General features: G+C 59.8%; 15 protein-coding genes and 1 pseudogene. 7 read left to right on the forward strand and 9 right to left on the reverse strand.

The features are described 5' to 3' along the window. Positions 1-3 precede the first annotated feature (3 nt). The 3 genes and pseudogenes from FBY12_RS23115 to FBY12_RS28225 all read right to left on the reverse strand — a co-directional run. Positions 4-603 carry a flavin reductase family protein gene (locus tag FBY12_RS23115; protein WP_145256188.1) on the reverse strand — a complete coding sequence of 200 codons (600 nt, stop codon included), beginning with the start codon at positions 601-603 and terminating at the stop codon, positions 4-6. Positions 604-658: 55 nt separating this feature from the next. Further along, positions 659-1,090, reverse strand: coding sequence for a methyl-accepting chemotaxis protein (locus tag FBY12_RS28220; RefSeq protein ID WP_371927526.1), 432 nt, complete (start codon positions 1,088-1,090; stop codon positions 659-661). 156 nt (positions 1,091-1,246) lie between these two features. Further along, a pseudogene (locus tag FBY12_RS28225) lies at positions 1,247-1,975 on the reverse strand (PAS domain-containing protein); the annotation flags it as partial. 280 nt (positions 1,976-2,255) lie between these two features. Here FBY12_RS28225 and FBY12_RS23125 point away from each other — a divergent pair. The 3 genes from FBY12_RS23125 to FBY12_RS23135 all read left to right on the forward strand — a co-directional run bounded on the left by FBY12_RS23125 (position 2,256) and on the right by FBY12_RS23135 (position 5,573). Beyond that, positions 2,256-3,674 (forward strand): short-chain fatty acid transporter, encoded by a 1,419-nt coding sequence (locus FBY12_RS23125; protein ID WP_145256194.1) that lies wholly within the window; start codon positions 2,256-2,258, stop codon positions 3,672-3,674. Between the two features lie 227 nt (positions 3,675-3,901). Further along, complete coding sequence (locus FBY12_RS23130) at positions 3,902-4,222, forward strand: hypothetical protein (protein WP_145256197.1); 321 nt, start codon at positions 3,902-3,904, stop codon at positions 4,220-4,222. A gap of 178 nt (positions 4,223-4,400) precedes the next feature. Continuing rightward, positions 4,401-5,573 carry a hypothetical protein gene (locus FBY12_RS23135; protein ID WP_145256200.1) on the forward strand — a complete coding sequence of 391 codons (1,173 nt, stop codon included), beginning with the start codon at positions 4,401-4,403 and terminating at the stop codon, positions 5,571-5,573. Positions 5,574-5,678: 105 nt separating this feature from the next. Here FBY12_RS23135 and can read toward each other — a convergent pair whose 3' ends face one another. Further along, positions 5,679-6,323, reverse strand: coding sequence for a carbonate dehydratase (gene can / locus FBY12_RS23140; RefSeq protein ID WP_121731882.1), 645 nt, complete (start codon positions 6,321-6,323; stop codon positions 5,679-5,681). A gap of 182 nt (positions 6,324-6,505) precedes the next feature. Here can and FBY12_RS23145 point away from each other — a divergent pair, with 182 nt between their 5' ends. After that, positions 6,506-6,910, forward strand: a complete 405-nt coding sequence (locus FBY12_RS23145) for a serine kinase/phosphatase (protein ID WP_145256203.1) — start codon at positions 6,506-6,508, stop codon at positions 6,908-6,910. Positions 6,911-7,032: 122 nt separating this feature from the next. Here FBY12_RS23145 and rimI read toward each other — a convergent pair whose 3' ends face one another. Both rimI and FBY12_RS23155 read right to left on the reverse strand, forming a co-directional pair. After that, positions 7,033-7,485 carry a ribosomal protein S18-alanine N-acetyltransferase gene (gene rimI, locus FBY12_RS23150; RefSeq protein ID WP_092277965.1) on the reverse strand — a complete coding sequence of 151 codons (453 nt, stop codon included), beginning with the start codon at positions 7,483-7,485 and terminating at the stop codon, positions 7,033-7,035. Further along, entirely contained in the window at positions 7,478-8,230 is a 753-nt protein-coding gene (locus tag FBY12_RS23155; RefSeq protein WP_145256237.1) for an energy transducer TonB, read from the reverse strand. The genes rimI and FBY12_RS23155 overlap by 8 nt, the downstream gene beginning before the upstream one ends. Positions 8,231-8,449: 219 nt before the next feature. Between FBY12_RS23155 and mksB the strand changes: the two genes are divergently transcribed. From mksB to mksF, 3 genes are read left to right on the forward strand one after another with little or no spacing between them, the layout of a single operon-like run. After that, the gene (gene mksB / locus FBY12_RS23160) at positions 8,450-9,727 is read left to right on the forward strand and encodes an Mks condensin complex protein MksB (protein ID WP_178111794.1); all 1,278 of its coding nucleotides are present in this window, start codon (positions 8,450-8,452) and stop codon (positions 9,725-9,727) included. Beyond that, complete coding sequence (mksE, locus tag FBY12_RS23165) at positions 9,717-10,418, forward strand: Mks condensin complex protein MksE (RefSeq protein ID WP_092277959.1); 702 nt, start codon at positions 9,717-9,719, stop codon at positions 10,416-10,418. The genes mksB and mksE overlap by 11 nt, the downstream gene beginning before the upstream one ends. Then, positions 10,415-13,255, forward strand: coding sequence for an Mks condensin complex protein MksF (gene mksF / locus FBY12_RS23170; RefSeq protein WP_145256210.1), 2,841 nt, complete (start codon positions 10,415-10,417; stop codon positions 13,253-13,255). The genes mksE and mksF overlap by 4 nt, the downstream gene beginning before the upstream one ends. A gap of 203 nt (positions 13,256-13,458) precedes the next feature. Here the strand turns inward: mksF and FBY12_RS23175 are convergent, their stop codons facing one another. The 3 genes from FBY12_RS23175 to FBY12_RS23185 are packed head-to-tail and all read right to left on the reverse strand — an operon-like array spanning position 13,459 to position 17,024. Then, on the reverse strand, positions 13,459-15,762 hold the full coding sequence (locus FBY12_RS23175; RefSeq protein WP_145256213.1) for an intermembrane transport protein PqiB: 2,304 nt from the start codon (positions 15,760-15,762) through the stop codon (positions 13,459-13,461). Then, on the reverse strand, positions 15,755-16,378 hold the full coding sequence (locus FBY12_RS23180; RefSeq protein ID WP_145256215.1) for a paraquat-inducible protein A: 624 nt from the start codon (positions 16,376-16,378) through the stop codon (positions 15,755-15,757). Before FBY12_RS23180 ends, FBY12_RS23175 begins: the two co-directional genes overlap by 8 nt. Then, the gene (locus FBY12_RS23185) at positions 16,365-17,024 is read right to left on the reverse strand and encodes a paraquat-inducible protein A (protein ID WP_121731887.1); all 660 of its coding nucleotides are present in this window, start codon (positions 17,022-17,024) and stop codon (positions 16,365-16,367) included. Before FBY12_RS23185 ends, FBY12_RS23180 begins: the two co-directional genes overlap by 14 nt. Between the last annotated feature and the right edge of the window lie 193 nt (positions 17,025-17,217).

The following is a 17,217-nucleotide window of genomic DNA, read 5'->3' on the forward strand; positions in this document are numbered from 1 at the left end:
GGCTTATTTCACCAGCGTCTTGCCATCCAGCGGATCGCCAATCTTCAGGAAGTGCCCGCCGGCGACGTGGTGCAAGGTGCGCAAATCATCGTGCCCTTCAAAGTGCCAGCGCCCTTCGCTGAACACGCGGTCGTCCGCTTGCGCGGCGATGACTTCGGCGAGGAACAGGTCGTATTGCTGATGATTGTGCGGTTCGGGCAGCAGTCGGCATTCGAGCCACGCGACGCAGCCTTCGAGCATCGGCGCGTCGATCAGTTCGCCGCTGAAGGTTTGCAAGCCGTAAGCCTGAAACTTGTCCTCGCCGGGCTGCTGACTCAGCGCCAGGCCCGACGTCGAGCCGACGGTCTGGACGATATCGGCCTGCGCGGCGCAGGGCACGTTCAGCACAAATGTGCCCGATGCCTCGAGCAGTTGCCGGGTCCAAGTGGATTTGTCGAGCACCACCGCAACTTTCGGCGGTTCGAAGTCCAGCGGCATCGCCCACGCGGCAGCCATGATGTTGCGCTGGCCATCGTGGGCGGCGCTGACCAGCACGGTCGGGCCGTGATTGAGCAGGCGATAGGCCTTGGATAACGGCACCGGACGGCGATGGGAAACGGTCATGGATGTCTGCTCCAAGGGTAAAACGGCGATTGTAACGGCAACCGCCCGCCGCGCATCAAGTCGCCAGTTGATTGGCGAACTGGCCGACCGCATTCACCACTTTCTGCGCGCCGTCCTGAATCTCGACGATCACCGTGCCCGCCTCCGCCGCCAGCGCCAACCCTTGCTCGGCTTGCAATTTGCCGCCGCTCATCAGGCTCACGGCGTTGCGCGCCATGTCCTGGTTCTGCCGCACCACGCCGACAATTTCATCGGTGGCCTGGCTGGTGCGCGAGGCCAGTTGCCGCACTTCGTCGGCCACCACCGCAAATCCGCGCCCCTGTTCACCGGCGCGCGCCGCTTCGATGGCGGCGTTGAGCGCGAGCAGATTGGTCTGTTCGGCGATGCCGCTGATGGTTTTGACGATATTGCCGATCACCTGCGATTGCTCGTTCAGCGCTTCGATGCCTTCACCGGCGGTTTGCATGTGCCTGGCCAAATCGCGCATCACGCCGACCGCTTGCGTGACCACCGCCGTGCCGCGCTGGGCGCTGCTGTCGGTCTGGATCGACGTGCTGTAGGCAATGTTCGCGGCCTCGGCCACGGCTTGTTCCTGATTGACCTGATCGGTGATCACCGTAGCGAACTTCACTACTTTGTAGAGCTTGTTATTGGCATCGACCACCGGGTTGTAGGACGCCTCCAGCCACACCACGCGGCCATGGCTGTCGACGCGCTTGAAACGATCGGCGACAAACTCGCCGTTGTTCAAACGCCGCCAGAAGTTTTGATACTCGGCGCTGTTGTATTCCTGCGGTTCACAAAAGGTGCGGTGATGTTTGCCCTTGATCTGCGCCAGGCTGTAACCCATGCCATCAAGGAAGCGATCATTGGCTGTCAGCACGTTGCCATTGAGGTCGAATTCGATCACCGCCGTCGAACGCACCAGCGCACCGATCAGGTTTTCGTGTTCACGGGACGCTTCGATGGTGCGGGTCAGGTCGCTGGAAAAAATCGAGAAATGCCGAATCCGCCCGTCAGAAGAACGCACCGGTTGCACGATCGAACGCAGCCACGCCTCGTCACCGTTGCCACGCAGCAAACGCACGGCGCCGGCAAAGTGTTCGCCACGACTCAGCGCGGCTTTGAAGCGGTGATGGAATTCATCGGATTTCACGTGCGCCGGCACGATGTCTTCAAGTGGCCGCCCGACCAGATCGCTGCTGTTGTAGCGCATCTCGTCGAGGAAATTCTGGTTGATCGATTGAATCCGCCCATCGGGTTCAAGGGTCAGAACCAGCATCTCGCTTTCCAGGCTTTGCTTCACTTGCAAGAGGCTGGAGAGTTCTTCGCGAAGAGCCGAGAGCTCCTGCTTCAAGCGTTTGTTGAACATGAGGAAAGCACCGATGGGCAGAAAATTGTGCGGGATGCAGCCTAGCCATCGGCGCTGAGGATATTTTCTGAAGAGTGCGCGCCGGGGTTGGCCAAAAATAATGACGACCGGCGCGCGCGCGACTTCGCCGATAGAACCGTGCCTCAGGCCTTAGACCAAAGTCCGATTTGGCCAAAACACCCTCACAACAATCGGTCGATTGTTTTACTGTTGGCACCTGACCCGCCGGGCACTTGCGGCCCGGAACATCACAATAATCATAAGAATTCGAGGTAGTCCCGTGGCCGCTGATATCGACGATAGCCGCTATGCCCGTTTTGCCCTGCGCTGCTCCAGTTTTGCCGAACGCTGGTTTCCAGATTCGTGGGTGTTTGCCGCGCTCGCGGTGATCATTGTTGCCGTGGCGACGATGGCCATGGGCGCCAAACCGACCGACGCCGCCATGGCGTTCGGCGACGGTTTCTGGAGTTTGATTCCGTTCACCATGCAGATGGCGTTCGTGGTGATCGGCGGTTATGTGGTCGCCAGTTCGCCGCCCGCCGTGAAGCTGATTGACCGCTTGGCGCGGATCCCGAAAAACGGTAGGTCCGCCGTGGCGTGGGTGGCGTTGATTTCGATGGTCGCCTCGCTGCTCAACTGGGGATTGTCGCTGGTGTTCGGCGGTTTGCTGGTGCGCGCCCTCGCCCGCCGTGTCGATCTGAAAATGGATTATCGCGCCGCCGGTGCCGCCGCGTATCTGGGTCTCGGCGCTGTGTGGGCGCTGGGCCTGTCGTCGTCCGCCGCGCAATTGCAGGCGAACCCGGCGAGCCTGCCGCCGTCGATTCTGTCGATCACCGGTGTTATTCCGTTCACCGAAACGATCTTTCTCTGGCAATCCGGCGTGCTGTTGCTGGCGCTGATCGTGGTCTCGCTGATCATCGCCTACGCCACCGCGCCCGGCCCGAACACTGCGCGTGACGCCGCTGCGTGCGGGATCGATCCGAGCTTCAATCTGCCGCCACTGCAACCGCGTACGCGTCCCGGCGAGTGGCTGGAGCACAGCCCGCTGCTGACGATTTTGCTGGTGTTGCTGGCGGCAGGCTGGCTGTTTCACGAGTTCTCGACCAAACCGGCGATCAGCGCGATTTCCGGTTTGAATACGTACAACTTCCTTTTCCTGATGCTCGGCGCGCTGCTGCACTGGCGCCCGCGCAGCTTTCTCGATGCGGTGTCCCGCGCGGTGCCGACGACCACTGGCGTGCTGATCCAGTTTCCGCTGTACGGCTCGATTGCTGCGCTGATGACCACCGTCAAAGGCACCGACGCGCAGACGCTGGCCCACCACATCTCAACCTTTTTCGTACAGATCGCGTCCCACGATACCTACGCGCTGTTGATGGGCGTGTACTCGGCGATCCTCGGTTTCTTCATCCCGTCCGGCGGCGGCAAATGGATCATCGAAGCGCCGTACGTCATGCAAGTGGCCAACGACCTCAACTATCACCTCGGCTGGGCCGTGCAAATCTACAACGCCGCCGAAGCCCTGCCGAACCTGATCAACCCGTTCTACATGCTGCCGCTGCTCGGCGTACTCGGCCTCAAGGCGCGCGACTTGATCGGGTTCTCGTTCGTGCAATTGCTGGTGCATACGCCGCTGGTGTTGCTGCTGCTGTGGGCGTTGGGGACGACGCTGGTTTATACGGCGCCGGTGATGCCGTAAATCAACTCCAATACACCGCCAATCCAATGAGGGAGCGGCGGTTATTTAATCAACTTCCACTCCAAATCGACTCTTCCTACAAACACCTCTGCCATCACCTGACATAAATCTCGGCCCCTTCCTATCTCTTATCCATAGACGGCTGAATTAGACTCCGCCTGCGCATTGCTGTGCGCAGAAACGGAACCTTCAACTACTTGCCGCTTTATCCAAGGACGATCTGAACAATGCCTGCAATATCCAAATCGCTGGAAGAAATGATCAATGAGATGTACCAGGACGGCCGCATTTCATTGGCTGAATACCAGACGCTTCGTGACGACGCCGACCGGCGCATGGACGCGGTGATCTGTGAATTTGGCCCGCACAACAATCTGACCGCGTTTCAAAAATCCATGGATGTCTCCATGCAGCTGCTGCAACTGGCGGTGATCGATGCGAAGAAAGCCAAGTTGACCGATACCGGCGAAGCCATCGTCAGAGACGCCGTGGTTGCCCAAGTCGAATACCTGCGCGTGGGAAGTGATCTGGCGCTGCACCTGCTGTAGATCGCAAACAATCGGCGGCCCTCAGCCCAATGAACTGAGGGCCTCTTGTTGCATGACGGAAACAGTCAGGCTCGGCATGCCGCAAAAATTCTGTTTCCAACTACTTCTTTGTCGACTTTTCCTAATCCAGTATGGCGCTCACCCCGCAAGAGGGGCTCACGCTGAAAAGGATCTGAGCATGTTCAAACTCGCAGGACTTACCCTCGCTGCGCTCACGCTGAGCGCCCCCGCCCACGCCGATGTCGACCTGAAACTGGGCAGTACCGAACGCGTCACCCGGCTCTTCGCGTATCCCAACAATTGCAATGTGATCTGCTTTCGCAACTGGACGCTGGAGCAGACTGTCGAGCATTACCTGACCCAAAGCGTGCAACGCGACGGTTACAGTGCGGCGAAGGTCTTGGTGAAAACCGATAACGATCAGCTTTACGTCGAGATCAGCGGCGTGCCCAAGGGTTATGAAAAACCACTGGCGGCGCTGCTCGATGCCGGCGACTTGGCCTACAGCGGCGCCAGCAAGCTGAATGCCGATGGCAAATGGGCGTATAGCTGGTACCTATTCCTGCCGTTGGGCATGGCGCTGGAGAACCGCAAAAGTGTCGAATTGCTGCACTTCCCGCCCGACTATTCGTTGACCCAGGCGCAGGATTATCTGCGATCCGCGACCACCGATCGCTGGGCCACGCTGCTCACGGACAATGGCATCGCGCCCGAGCAGACGCCGGGTTACCAGACCATCATCGATATCGCGCCGATTGCCGCGCCGTCCAGCGCCGGCAAGGATCTGGAAGGCGTCTACGACTATTTCAAGGATTATCAGACGACCATGGTCAACGACGTCAGCCAGAATGCCGAAGGCGTGGCGTTGCCAATGGTTGCGTTCGGCGCGCCGGTACGCAACTGGATCAAGCAGCAATACGGCGCAACCGTCGGCGTGCTGGGCCTGGCGAGCATCAGCCCGAGCGCCGGGGTGAAGGTGCCGGTGCTGGGTTCCAATCATCCGAGTTACATCTGGTACGCCGCTGACCCGGCGACCTACACCGGCCCCGACGCCGAGGCGAAGGCTGATGCCGCTGGCCTGAAAGTCATGGGCCAGGATTTGAGCGCCGCGTGCTGGCAGGCCGGGATGGGCAGCAAACCGGGAAGCGATGCCTCAGCTCTGCTGAAAAGCTGCACGCAAACCTGGCAAGTGACCCAGAAAGAAAAGACCTGTGAGCTGTTTTACACCTCGATCCGCGATTTGAGCCCGGCAGACGCAGCAACCAAATGCGCGACCCCACCGGTCAAATCCGAACTCAAACTATTGCAAGCACCGGCACCGGCGCCGGCCATTCCCGCACCTCAGATCTAAGCTCCAAGCTCTAGGGTCGAAGGCCTAAAACGCAAAACGCCTTCGCGCATGAACCCAGGTTCACACGCGAAGGCGCTTAGTTTGCGAGTTGCAGATAACCGAGCGTTACGAATCGCCAACCGGGCGCAGACGATATTGCGGCGGCAATTGCTCGAAACCGCTGATCGTTGCGTTGAGGCTTTTCCAGCGACCATCCTTGATGCCGTAGATGCAGCCATGGATCGACAGGTTCTGCCCGCGATGCCAAGCGTTTTGCACAATGCTGGTATGGCCGACGTTGGCCACTTGCTGAATCACGTTGAGCTCGCAGAGGCGGTCGACGCGTTCTTCTTCGGTGGGCAACTTGGCCAGCTCTTCGCGTTTCTCGTAATAGAGATCACGAATAGAGCGCAACCAGCCGTCGATCAACCCCAACTGCCGGTCCTGCATCGAAGCGCGCACGCCGCCGCAGCCGTAGTGGCCGGTGACCAGGATGTGTTTGACCTTGAGCACGTCCACCGCGTACTGAATCACCGACAGGCAATTAAGGTCGGTGTGCAGCACCACGTTGGCCACGTTGCGGTGAACAAACAGGTCGCCGGGCAGCATGCCAACGATCTCGTTCGCCGGCACACGCGCGTCGGAACAGCCGATCCACAGGTATTCCGGGGTCTGCTGGCGGGCCAGTTTGGCGAAGAAATCAGGATCTTCTTTGGTGATCGCGTCAGCCCAGCGCTCGTTGTTATCAATCAGATCTTGTAATTCGTTCATGCATAGAAGCCTCAAGAATGATGCGCTGCTTTGACAGACGGCCGCCCTTCGAGGTCACGCGCGCGATGCAGATAGCCCTGATGCCCTGAAATCGGTCACAGCCAACCGGCGCTGCATGTCGGTGGAATTCTCGGCCACACAGCGGGTCCACCTTAGTAAGGCCCACAGTATGAGGAATTGCCATGACTGATTCACGACGTCCGTACGATGCGGTGCAACCCGAGCCGATCGATGATAACGAAGATCGCATGGGTTCGATGCGCGAGCTGGACTTTGACGACGAAGAGCCCAGCGCCAGGATCGGCGACGAACTGCCGGAAAACGAACGCGAACGCCTGATGCCCAGTGAACGCGTGCGCGAAGCCGGCATGACCGGCGCCTCCAGCGATGACCATGAACCGACCGACGATGACATGAGCCCGGAAACGCTGATCCGCGAGGACGGCGCGCGCGACGCGTCTGAAGCGGGTGAAGCCGATCAGGCGGATTGGGATTTGAGCATTGTCGATGAAGACGAGATTGGCGGCGGCAATGGACTGGATGAAGCGGAATTGGCTCAGCGGGATCCGCTGGACGGCAATCGTTGATCCGTAGCGCCTGATGGATCGCCATCGCGAGCAAGCTCGCTCCCACAGGTTTCATGTACGAAACAAATACCCTGTAGGAGCGAGGCTTGCCCGCGAAGCTTTTAGAATTAAGCTTTCAGAATTCAGTCAACCAACGTGCAAGCCATGACCACGGCGTCTTCACGCCCGCCCACCGCCGGATAATAATCGCGACGCCGGCCAATCTCGTTAAACCCGTAACGCTCATACAAACGAAACGCGCCGCGATTGCTGTCGCGCACTTCCAGAAAACATTCCCGCGCCTCGGCCGCATACGCCCGCGACATCAAATGCTCAAGCAGCGTCAAACCCAGGCCTCGGCCCTGATTCTCGGGTTTGACCGTAATGTTCAGCAGATGCGCTTCATCAAGAATGATCTGCACCACGCCGTGGCCGACTTGCTGTGAGCCTTCGAACATCAGCCAGATCTGGTATTTGCCGAGACCATCGAGAAAAATCCCGCGCGTCCACGGATGGCTATACGCCGCGTATTCGATCTTCAGTACAGCGTCGAGGTCCGCTTCGGTCATCGGGCGGAACGATACAGCGTCACTCATTTGATTCTTTCCAACGCGCCATCAGCCGACGCATGGCTTGCCAGACATCAGCCTTACGCTGTGGCTCTTCCATTAAGAGTTCCAGACCCGGCAGGGCCCAGACCGAGCCCAAGCCTTCGACCTGGAGTTCACGGTTGAAGGATTCGGCGTTCGCTTCGCCGGCAAAACGCACCGCCGGCAGACCGATCAGCCACAGGCAGACACACGGCGCGTCTTCGATTCTGGCAGAGAGAAAACCCTGCACGAAGTCGCGCGCGGCCTCCGGGCCCTGGTCCATGGTGCCGCGCACCAGCAACGGCCAGCGCACCGGTTCGCCGACGATTTGCGGGCTGTCCGGCAGACCGGCGGCGCGCAGCATGTCCTTGAGCAACATGTAGGCCGGGTCGCGAGTCTGGAACGGCTCGCCTGTGGGCAACTCGACCAGCAGCAAGCAGCGCCCGGCGCGCAATAACTGCAGGGCAAAACGCGGCGGCGGTACCACCGGCGCCTTGGCCGCGGCCGGCGCCGCCTCTTCTTCGACCTTGGCGCCCGAACGGGTGCTGGTCAATGACGGACGCGGCACTTCGATCTTGACCCGCTCGCTCGGTTTGATCAGCGGTTCTGCGGGCGCTTCGGCAACCGGCGCGACCACTGACACCGGCAGCAGCGGCGCAACGACCAACGGCTCGGGCATCTCCAGCAGTTCGGGACGCGAGGGCGCGGCAAAGGGCAATTCGGTGCGCGGCAGCCAGTTGACCACCTGCATGGCGGTCAAATAAGCGCGGCGACGGGACTCGATAAGCAAAGGTCGGCCACTTGTGGATAACTGAAAGTGCGCTGATTCTACCGCCCTTCGCCGAAGATCGCCCGCGCTTGATCGATCTCTTGAACCTGCAAACAACGACTGCCCGTCCCGAGAGTGAATCGCAACGGGCGCGATGCAGTACAATCGCCGCTTTTATTCGACAACCAGCCGGCCATCCCGATGATCGAACCCAAGCGCGTCTTGCGCGCCCTCGCTGAACACTGGGCACTTCTGGAGCCACTGTGCGAGCACTTCGACCAAGGCACTTTGAGCCTCAACGAACTGCGTTCACAGTTGGCCGCCCAGCAACTGGACAGTACCCCGCAGGACATCACCAGCCTGCTGGACGTGTGGATCCGCCTCGACATTCTGGTGCCCGTGGCGAAAAGCCCGAATCGTTTCGAGCTGAACGCGCAGATCCACGATTTCCTCGCTTACCTGCGCCGTGAGCACCGCTTAGGCCTGTGTCTGGAAATCGAAGCGTATCTGCGTCACCTCGAACGCCTGGCCGGCTACATCCAGGACGCTTTCGACATCCGCGACGGCCACGATCTGGCGCGCCAATTGCGCCTGCTCGACATGCGCGTGCGCGATGTCCTGAAGAAACTCGCCAACGATGAACAGGCGCTGGTCGCGGTCGCCGAGCGCGCGAAGACCAGCGATCGACAGATTCCGCTGAGTCAGCGTTACGCCGAAGTGCTGGCGACCTGGGACGAATACGTCGAGCCGATGATTCAACTGGTGAACGCCGACGGTGCGTTCGAGCAAGGCGTGCGCAAGGTCGAAAACGTTCTGCTGAAGATGCTCACGGAACAGCAGCGCCTCGGCCATCTGGTTGATGACGACATGTTGCTGCGCACCCACGCGCGCATCCTCGAAATGCAGACCAGCGCCCAACTGACGTTGCGTCACGCCCGGGAACTGCTGCTGCCGCTGCGTGAAGAAGCGCGCCGCCACAACGCCGTGACCCGTGGCGCCGCGCTGGCCCTGTCAGCGATTCGGCGCAAAGGCATCGACGCGGTGCCGCAAGCCGCCATGCCGATGTTCACTCGCCCGCAAAGCACCTTCCTCGGCAGCGCCAGTCAGGTCGAAGCCTACGTGTATGCGCTGGCGCGTTTCGAGCCGAAACCGGCGCGTTTCCCCAAGGCGCACAAAACCCAGAAAGGTGAGGCACCGCGCGCACCGCGCACGGTCCGGGAAATGCTCGAACGCTGCGAAGACGCGCTGCCGATGCCGGACCTGATGACCTGGCTGCTGGAGCAGGAACCGGACGGCGCCACCGACGAATTGCTTTACTGGTTCTCGCGCCTGTCGCGGGAAAAACGCTTCAAACGCGAACGTCTGGAACGCCGCGATTACCACACTCATGAGCATCAGGTCAGCCTGCGCTCCTTCGCCCTGCTCTCGGCCCGCGACAGCGCCGCCGAGGATTCTGCGAGCATCCCCAATGCATCTTGATCTATCCGAACTGTCTCAGCTGGCGCCGATTTTTCGCGAGCTGTTCAAGGGCTACCACGTCAGCCGCCGCGATCCGGAGCTGTACGCGCAACTGTCGAACTTCCAGGACCAGTACCGCACGCTGTTTCGCGCGTTAGGTTTTGAGTTGGTCTGCGACACCCGTGGCTTCTATTACTTCGTCCCGGAACTCGCTGCCGCAGCGGTGAATAAAACCGCGCAACGCCTGGCGCTGTTCACTTTCATCCTCGTCGAGCATCTGGCCGATCAGGGCCGCGACCCGGTCGCCGTGCTCGACGGTGGCAGCCTCGGCCGCGATGAATTGCCGTCGCTGCTGGAGAAGTACCGCGACCTGTTCATTCAGGCCGAAGTACAGACCGTCGAAGAACTCGAAGAAAAAATCATGCGCCGCATGACGCAACTCGGTTTCGCCGGCGAAGAAAACGGTATCTATCGCTTCCTGCCGCCGATGCACCGCTTCCTCGACGTGTGCCTGTCGGTGCAGCAGGACCGCGATCTGGCGGCCAGTCTGCACAGCGTATTGCCGTTGCCGGTGCCAGTGCTGATCGATGATGACAGTGACGAAAAACTGCTGGAAACCGATGACCCGCTCGACCTCAGCGACTTCGCTGAAGAAAGCGAAGAAGACGCCATGGCCCGCGCCATCGCCGAAGAACAGGAGACCGACGCATGAGCAAGGAACGTTACGGCATTCGCCGCTTCGCCCTTTTGAACACTGCCGGTTACAGCCTCGGTCTGTTTCCGCTGGAAGAACCGTTGTCGGTCTACGGCGCAAACAACCTCGGCAAATCCGCCTCGATCAACGCCTTGCAGTTCCCGATTCTGGCGCGCATGTCGGACATGAGTTTCGGCAAGTACAGCCTCGAGCAATCGCGGCGTTTCTACTTCGCCTCGGACACCAGTTACATCCTCGTCGAAGTCTCGCTGCCCCACGGTCCACACGTGATCGGCGTGGTCGGACGCGGCCCGGGCGGTGGTTTCGGTCACCAGTTTTTTGCCTACGCCGGCAAGCTGGACCTGGCGCATTACCAGAAAAACGACACCTGCCTGCGGCAGAAAGAGCTGTTCACCAACCTTGAGCGCGAAGGCCTGAAAGCCTACGAACTGAAGCCTGATGAATTGCGCCGTTTGCTGGTTGGCGGCCACACCTCGGTGCCGCTGGACCTGACGCTGATTCCGTTGCGTTCCACCAGCGAGCAAAGCCTGAAGACCTTCCGCGCGTTGTTCATCAACTTGCTGCACATGCGTGAAATCACCGCGGCCAAACTCAAGCAATTGTTCCTCGATGCCTTCGAGCACAGCTTGCGTTCCGGTAGCGTTGATTACATCGCCGCGTGCGAAGAAGCCTTCCGTGATGTACGACGCATGGAACAGGACTACAACTCGCTGGTCACCGCCGGCCCGTTGGTTGAAGCGCTCGCGTCGGGCGTGGCCCAGCGCAATATCCTGCGCGGCAAGCTGCATCGCATCTCGCCGCTGCTCGATTCGCTGCTCGGCACTTGGTCGGACTACGCCAGTGCGCGCAAGGAAGAGCTGACGATTCAGGCCGAACATTACCGCAACGAGCAGGACGCGCTGCAAAACGATCAGCGCGGCGGCACTCAGGAACTGATGCGCCTGGAGCGCGAAATCACCGGCATCCAGCGCTGGCTCGGCGAACTGGCGGTGCTCAAGCATCGTTTTGCCCTGGTCAGCGACGTCAAGGTTCTGGAGCAACAACTGCTCGCGGCCAAGGACGCGCACGACGAATTGGCCGGTGCGCTGGCGCAGTCGCGGCAGTTCAGCGCCGAAGACCTCGAAGAGCGTTTGCGCGAACTGGAAAAACGCCTGAAGTCGGTGAAACAGCAACTCGATCATGCCGACAACAACAGCTACGCACGTCTGCGCGAAGAGTTCTCACAGCAAGACGTCGAGCGCCTTATGCGTCTGTTCAACAGCGCGCTGTTCAGCCTGCCGTTGGGCGAACACGGGATTACCCTCGACGAAGATGGCCAGTGGGTGAAATCGCTGGAGCTGATTCTCGATGGCTTCAAAGGTGAGCGTTTCGAAGTGCCGGGGCTGTCGATCGACATCTCCCACATCGAGCCGCCGGCCCTGCAAGCGTTGGCGGACCGCGCCGCATTGCGCGATCAGAAAGAACGCCTGGACAAAGAACTCAAGCAACTGAAAACCCAGCAAGCCGTGGCAGCCGACCGCGCGGCGAGCAAGACTCAGACTGAAGCGCTGTACCAGCAAGTGCTGGACGCGCAGAAAGCGCTGGAAGATTTCCGTCGCGCGCAAACCTTGAGCGCCGAGGAAGACGACAAGCTTGAGCAACTGGCGCAGATGGAAGCCGCGCAGGAAGAGTTGAAGCGTTCCAGTGACGCCTTCACCGAACGCGTCCAGCAACTGTCGGCCAAACTGCAATTGGTCGGCCGGCAGATCGGCGACATGGAAGCCAAGCAACGCACCCTCGACGACGCCCTGCGCCGCCGCCAGTTGTTGCCGGCCGATTTGCCGTTCGGCACGCCGTTCATGGACCCGATCGACGATTCCATGGATAACCTGTTGCCGTTGCTCAACGACTATCAGGACAGTTGGCAGGGCTTGCAGCGCAGCGACGGGCAGATCGAAGCGTTGTACGCGCAGGTTCGCCTCAAGGGCGTGGCCAAGTTCGACAGCGAAGACGACATGGAGCGGCGTCTGCAGTTGCTGATCAACGCCTATGCGCACCGCACCGACGAAGCGCTGACCCTCGGCAAGGCGCGGCGTGCGGCAGTTACCGATATCGCGCGGACCTTGCGCAATATTCGCAGCGACTACGACAGCCTCGAGCATCAACTGGCGCTGTTCAACCGCGAGATCAACAAGCGTCAGGTCTCCAACCTGCAGAGCTTCCGCATCGTCCTCGCGCCGAACAAGGAAGCGCTCAAGCACATCGACCAGATCATCCACAGCGCTGGCCAGTATGAAGAAGGCGAAACGCTGTCGGTGTTCGACCTGAGCCAAAGCGCCGATCAGGACAACAAGAACGAAGAAGCCAAGGAGTACCTGGCGCGGCTGGTGGCGGCGAACCACAACCAGCTCGGGCTCAAGGATTTGTTCGAATTGGCGTTCGAGATCACCAAGGTCAACGGCCAACCGGTAATTCACACCGACATCGACGGCGCGGCGTCGAACGGCACGACGATGACGATCAAGGCGCTGACCAACATGTATTTGTTGCTGCACTTGATGGACCGCGACCAGGCTGGTCGCGTGCGCCTGCCGTACTACCTCGACGAAGCGGCGGACATCGACGAGAAAAACCAGGCAGCGCTGCTGGAAACCAGTCTGCAACTGGGCTTCGTGCCGATTCTGGCGAGTGTGAAACCGCAGGTTTGCGCCAGTGTGGCGATCGACCTGGAAGGTGGCAGCGGGCCAAACGGCATCTACATTGATGAGGCGGACTGGAAGTACATCCGTCGCCACGATGAGGTGAAGGCGCCGGTGCACGTGGGAGCGGATGAGCCGGAGCTGGATGCGGTTTGATCGGCTTTGACTGAAAGGCAAAAAAAGGGCCGCGATCTGTTTGGATCGCGGCCCTTTTTTATGGCTTGGGATTTGTTGTGAGTTTCAGGGACCCATCGCGAGCAAGCTCGCTCCCACAGGTGACCGCGTTTATCTCATGAGAATGCGATCAAACTGTGGGAGCGAGCTTGCTCGCGATGGCGGCAGCACACCCACCACAAACATTACTTGCCGAGCGAAATCTTCGGCGCCCAGGTCAGCCACTCATCCTCAAACTTGTCGAACAACGGGAAGGTCTGCTCAGGTCGCGCCGGGTTGCCCATGCGCTCGCCGTCCGGCGTGGCAAAAGCGATGCCGCCCTGAATCAGGGTTTCCAGCGATTCGGTGCGCATCGTCGCGCCTTTGAACAAGCCGTAATCGAAACCAAATCCACTGCTGTTCCAGAAACGCGTGCCGCTGCGCACCAGTGGCGCGTATTTCGGCTCGATCAAGATGTGCACCAACACGCGATCCGCGGTTTGGCCCAGTTCATAACCGGTCACTTTGCCCACGGTGATTTCGCGGTAAGTCACCGGCACCCCGGTTTTCAGCGAACCGCGACGCGCCGCGCTCAACACCAGGCTCAAACCGGCCTCGGCTTTGGTCAGCTCCGGCGGATTGGCCAACGCCACGAAGTTCTTCTGCGGCCCCTGGTTTTTCGCCGCCGGTTGCACTTCGATGTATTGACCGGTGACCAGCGTCTCCAGGTTCGAGGTCTTGATCAACCCAAGCTCGGGTTTGACCACCCAGAACTGACTGCCAACCCGCGCAATGCGCTCCGGCACTTCGGTGATCCGCGCGGTCAGCAATACTGACTGCAAATCGTCGGTGAGGTCGACGCTCTCGATTTTGCCGACGTCCAGCCCCTTGAAGCGGATCGGCGTGCCGGTGCGCAAGCCGTCTGCGCGATCAACCTTGATGGTGACCACAGCGCCTTTCTGGTTCGCTTCGTCGTGACTCGGGAACAGACGGAAACGCGGGATCTTCTTTTGCAGCGGCGCTTTGGCTTCCGGGGTTTCGAAAGCGATACCGCCGGCCATCAGGCTTTGCAGTGATTCACTTTTGACCTGAATGCCGCCGGTCAAACCACCGCTGAGCGTGACGCCGCTGGCGTTCCAGAAGCGCGTCGAGGCGTTGACCAGTCCTTCGTATTCCTTCTCGATGTGCACACCGATGATCAATTGTTTCTTGGTTTTGGAGAACTGGTAGCTCTGCACCGAACCGACTTTGACCTGCTTGTAGAGAATCGGGCTGCCGACTTCCAGCGACCCCAGGCTTTCGGTGAACAGCACCAGGTGCAAGCCCGGCGAACGCAGGTCGAGCGGCGGCGCCTTGGGCCGCGCGACGAACTCGCGCTGCGGCTCGCCGCCCTTGTCGCCGGGACGAATGGCGATGTAGTTGCCCTTCACCAGCGCTTCCAGACCGGTGATGCCGGCCAGCGAAATCGACGGCTTGACCACCCAGAACTGCGTGCCGGCGACGAGGTAGTCCTCGGCCAGCGGATCCAGGGTCAATTCAGCGGTGGCGGCGGACAGGTCCGGATCAATCTTCAGCGCTTTCAAGTTACCGACCTGAATGCCTTTGTACATGACCGGCGTGCGGCCAGCCTGCAGGCCTTCGAAATCACTCAGTTTGACCTTGACCCGAATCCCCGCTGCCGCCGCATCGAAGTCTTCATAGAGCCGGAATGGCAGACTTGGATCGGTGGCTGGGCTGTCCTTGCGATTCTCCGGTGTGGCGAACGCGATGCCGCCGGCAACGATGCTGGCCAGGGATTCGCTGCGGATTTTCACGCCGGACAGGTTGGCGTCAATGCTGATGCCGCTGGAGTTCCAGAAACGCGTGTGTTTGCGCACGAGGCTGGCGTAAGTCGGTTCGATAAAGACCTTGAGCTCGACCGTGCTCTGATCCTCGGACAACAGGTAGCTTTTGACCTGGCCGACTTTGATCTGTTTGTAGAACACCGGGCTGCCGCGATTCAGCGAACCGAGACGATCAGCCTTGATGGTCAGGTGCAGACCGGGCTTGGAATCCGACAGCGGCGGCTCTTCGGCCAGCGCCTTGAACTTGCGCGTCGGCTCGCCTTCACCGGGACTGATGGCTACGTAGTTGCCCGAGACCAGCGTCTCGAGGCCAGTGATACCGGCCAGACTAACACTCGGCTTGACCAGCCAGAAACGCGTGCTGGTTTTGAGGTATTGCTCGACGTCCTTGTTCATCTCGACAGTGGCGATCACCCCTTTGGAGCTGCCTTCGTCGTCGAGTTTAAGAGTCTTCACCTTTCCGACCGACATGCCTTTGTAGACCACTTCAGTCTTGTTGGCCTGGATGCCCTCGCCGCTCTCGAAGCGCACTTGAATCTCGATCCCGGTTTCGTTGTAGGCACGCCAGCCGAGCCAGCCGCCGATGATCAGGGCGATCAATGGCAGGACCCAGATTGCAGACCAGTTGGAGGCCGGTCGGGTTTTAGCGGTAGGCAAATCAGTCATGGTCGTCGTCCGACTCCGTGTTATCCCAAATCAGTCGGGGATCGAAAGTAACTGCGGCCAGCATGGTCAAAATCACCACACTGGCGAAGGCGATGGCGCCGAGATTGGCTTCGACGCTGGCAAGCCGTCCGAAATTAACGACCGCCACCAGAATGGCGATCACGAAGATGTCGAGCATGGACCAGCGGCCGATGAATTCGATAAAGCGGTACATCACAATGCGCTGGCGTGCCGACAGAGGCTGGCGGCGTTGCACCGAAAACAGCAGCAAAGCGATGCCGACTAGTTTGAAGGTGGGCACCAGAATGCTGGCGATAAATACCACGGCAGCAATCGGAATCATGCCGTGCTGAGCCAACTGAATCACGCCGGACATGATGGTGCTCGGATCGCCTTTGCCCAGCGAGCTGACGGTCATAATCGGCAACATATTCGCCGGGATGTAGAGAATCGCAGCGGTGATCAGTAATGCCCAGGTGCGCTTCAAGCTGTTTGGCCGACGGGCATGCACTTGCGCACCGCAACGGGTGCAGATCTGCTCGTCGATGCCCGGTTGCTGCTTGTTCAACTCATGGCATTCGATACACATCAGAATGCCTGCATCAATCGCCCGCATGGGCATCCTCTCCTGACAAAGCCTGCCAGATCTGGTGAGGCGACATCACCACCTCCAACCACACCTGGACCAACAACAAACTGATGAAGCACGCCAAGCCAAGACTGACGCTGATAGCTGCCATATCGGCCAACTTTACGATCGCGACCAGCACGCCCATGAGGTAAACCTCGAGCATTCCCCAATCCCGAAGGTGGTGATAAATGCGGTAGAGCAATAAACCGTAACTGCGTCCGACATTAAAACGAATGCTCAGGAGCACGGCCAACTGACAGAGCAACTTCAATAATGGAATGCCCATGCTGCACAGGAATACGACCACTGCGACGCCTTGCATGCCGGTATTGAATAGGCCAAGGACGCCGGACCAGACAGTGTCTTGCGACGTCTGCCCGAGTAGATTGAGCTGCATGATCGGTAAAAAGTTCGCCGGGATGTATAACAACAGTGCGGCGATGACCAAGGCGAGGCTGCGCTGAACGACATTGTGCCGATGCGCATAGAGCTCATAACCGCAGCGTGGACAGAGCGCTTTCTCGCCGTGGGCGAGTTCGGGCTTGCGCATCAGCAGGTCGCACTCATGACACGCTATCAAGTCGTCCAGCGGTAAATCTGACAGCCTTGGGGCGTCAACCGAATCTGGCATATGAGACTCTTGTTCCGAAAAAGGTGGGCCTATTCTAGTGGCCTGAACCGAAAATAACTGTGCAAATTTGTGAGGACTTATGCAGGCGGTTTATCGCAGGCAAAACAAAACCCCTACCTGCATACGCAGATAGGGGTTTCGGAATTTAATCTTGACGATGACCTACTCTCACATGGGGAAACCCCACACTACC

It is taken from the genome of Pseudomonas sp. SJZ131, assembly GCF_007828705.1.
GTDB lineage: Bacteria > Pseudomonadota > Gammaproteobacteria > Pseudomonadales > Pseudomonadaceae > Aquipseudomonas > Aquipseudomonas prosekii.

Coding starts and splice junctions, on each gene's coding strand:
- FBY12_RS23115 (WP_145256188.1), bottom strand. CDS start 603: ATGACCGTTTCCCATCGCCGTCCGGTGCCGTTATCCAAGGCCTATCGC.
- FBY12_RS28220 (WP_371927526.1), bottom strand. CDS start 1,090: ATGCGCGATTTGGCCAGGCACATGCAAACCGCCGGTGAAGGCATCGAA.
- FBY12_RS23130 (WP_145256197.1), top strand. CDS start 3,902: ATGCCTGCAATATCCAAATCGCTGGAAGAAATGATCAATGAGATGTAC.
- FBY12_RS23135 (WP_145256200.1), top strand. CDS start 4,401: ATGTTCAAACTCGCAGGACTTACCCTCGCTGCGCTCACGCTGAGCGCC.
- can (WP_121731882.1), bottom strand. CDS start 6,323: ATGAACGAATTACAAGATCTGATTGATAACAACGAGCGCTGGGCTGAC.
- FBY12_RS23145 (WP_145256203.1), top strand. CDS start 6,506: ATGACTGATTCACGACGTCCGTACGATGCGGTGCAACCCGAGCCGATC.
- rimI (WP_092277965.1), bottom strand. CDS start 7,485: ATGAGTGACGCTGTATCGTTCCGCCCGATGACCGAAGCGGACCTCGAC.
- FBY12_RS23155 (WP_145256237.1), bottom strand. CDS start 8,230: ATGCAGGTGGTCAACTGGCTGCCGCGCACCGAATTGCCCTTTGCCGCG.
- mksB (WP_178111794.1), top strand. CDS start 8,450: ATGATCGAACCCAAGCGCGTCTTGCGCGCCCTCGCTGAACACTGGGCA.
- mksE (WP_092277959.1), top strand. CDS start 9,717: ATGCATCTTGATCTATCCGAACTGTCTCAGCTGGCGCCGATTTTTCGC.
- mksF (WP_145256210.1), top strand. CDS start 10,415: ATGAGCAAGGAACGTTACGGCATTCGCCGCTTCGCCCTTTTGAACACT.
- FBY12_RS23175 (WP_145256213.1), bottom strand. CDS start 15,762: ATGACTGATTTGCCTACCGCTAAAACCCGACCGGCCTCCAACTGGTCT.
- FBY12_RS23180 (WP_145256215.1), bottom strand. CDS start 16,378: ATGCGGGCGATTGATGCAGGCATTCTGATGTGTATCGAATGCCATGAG.
- FBY12_RS23185 (WP_121731887.1), bottom strand. CDS start 17,024: ATGCCAGATTCGGTTGACGCCCCAAGGCTGTCAGATTTACCGCTGGAC.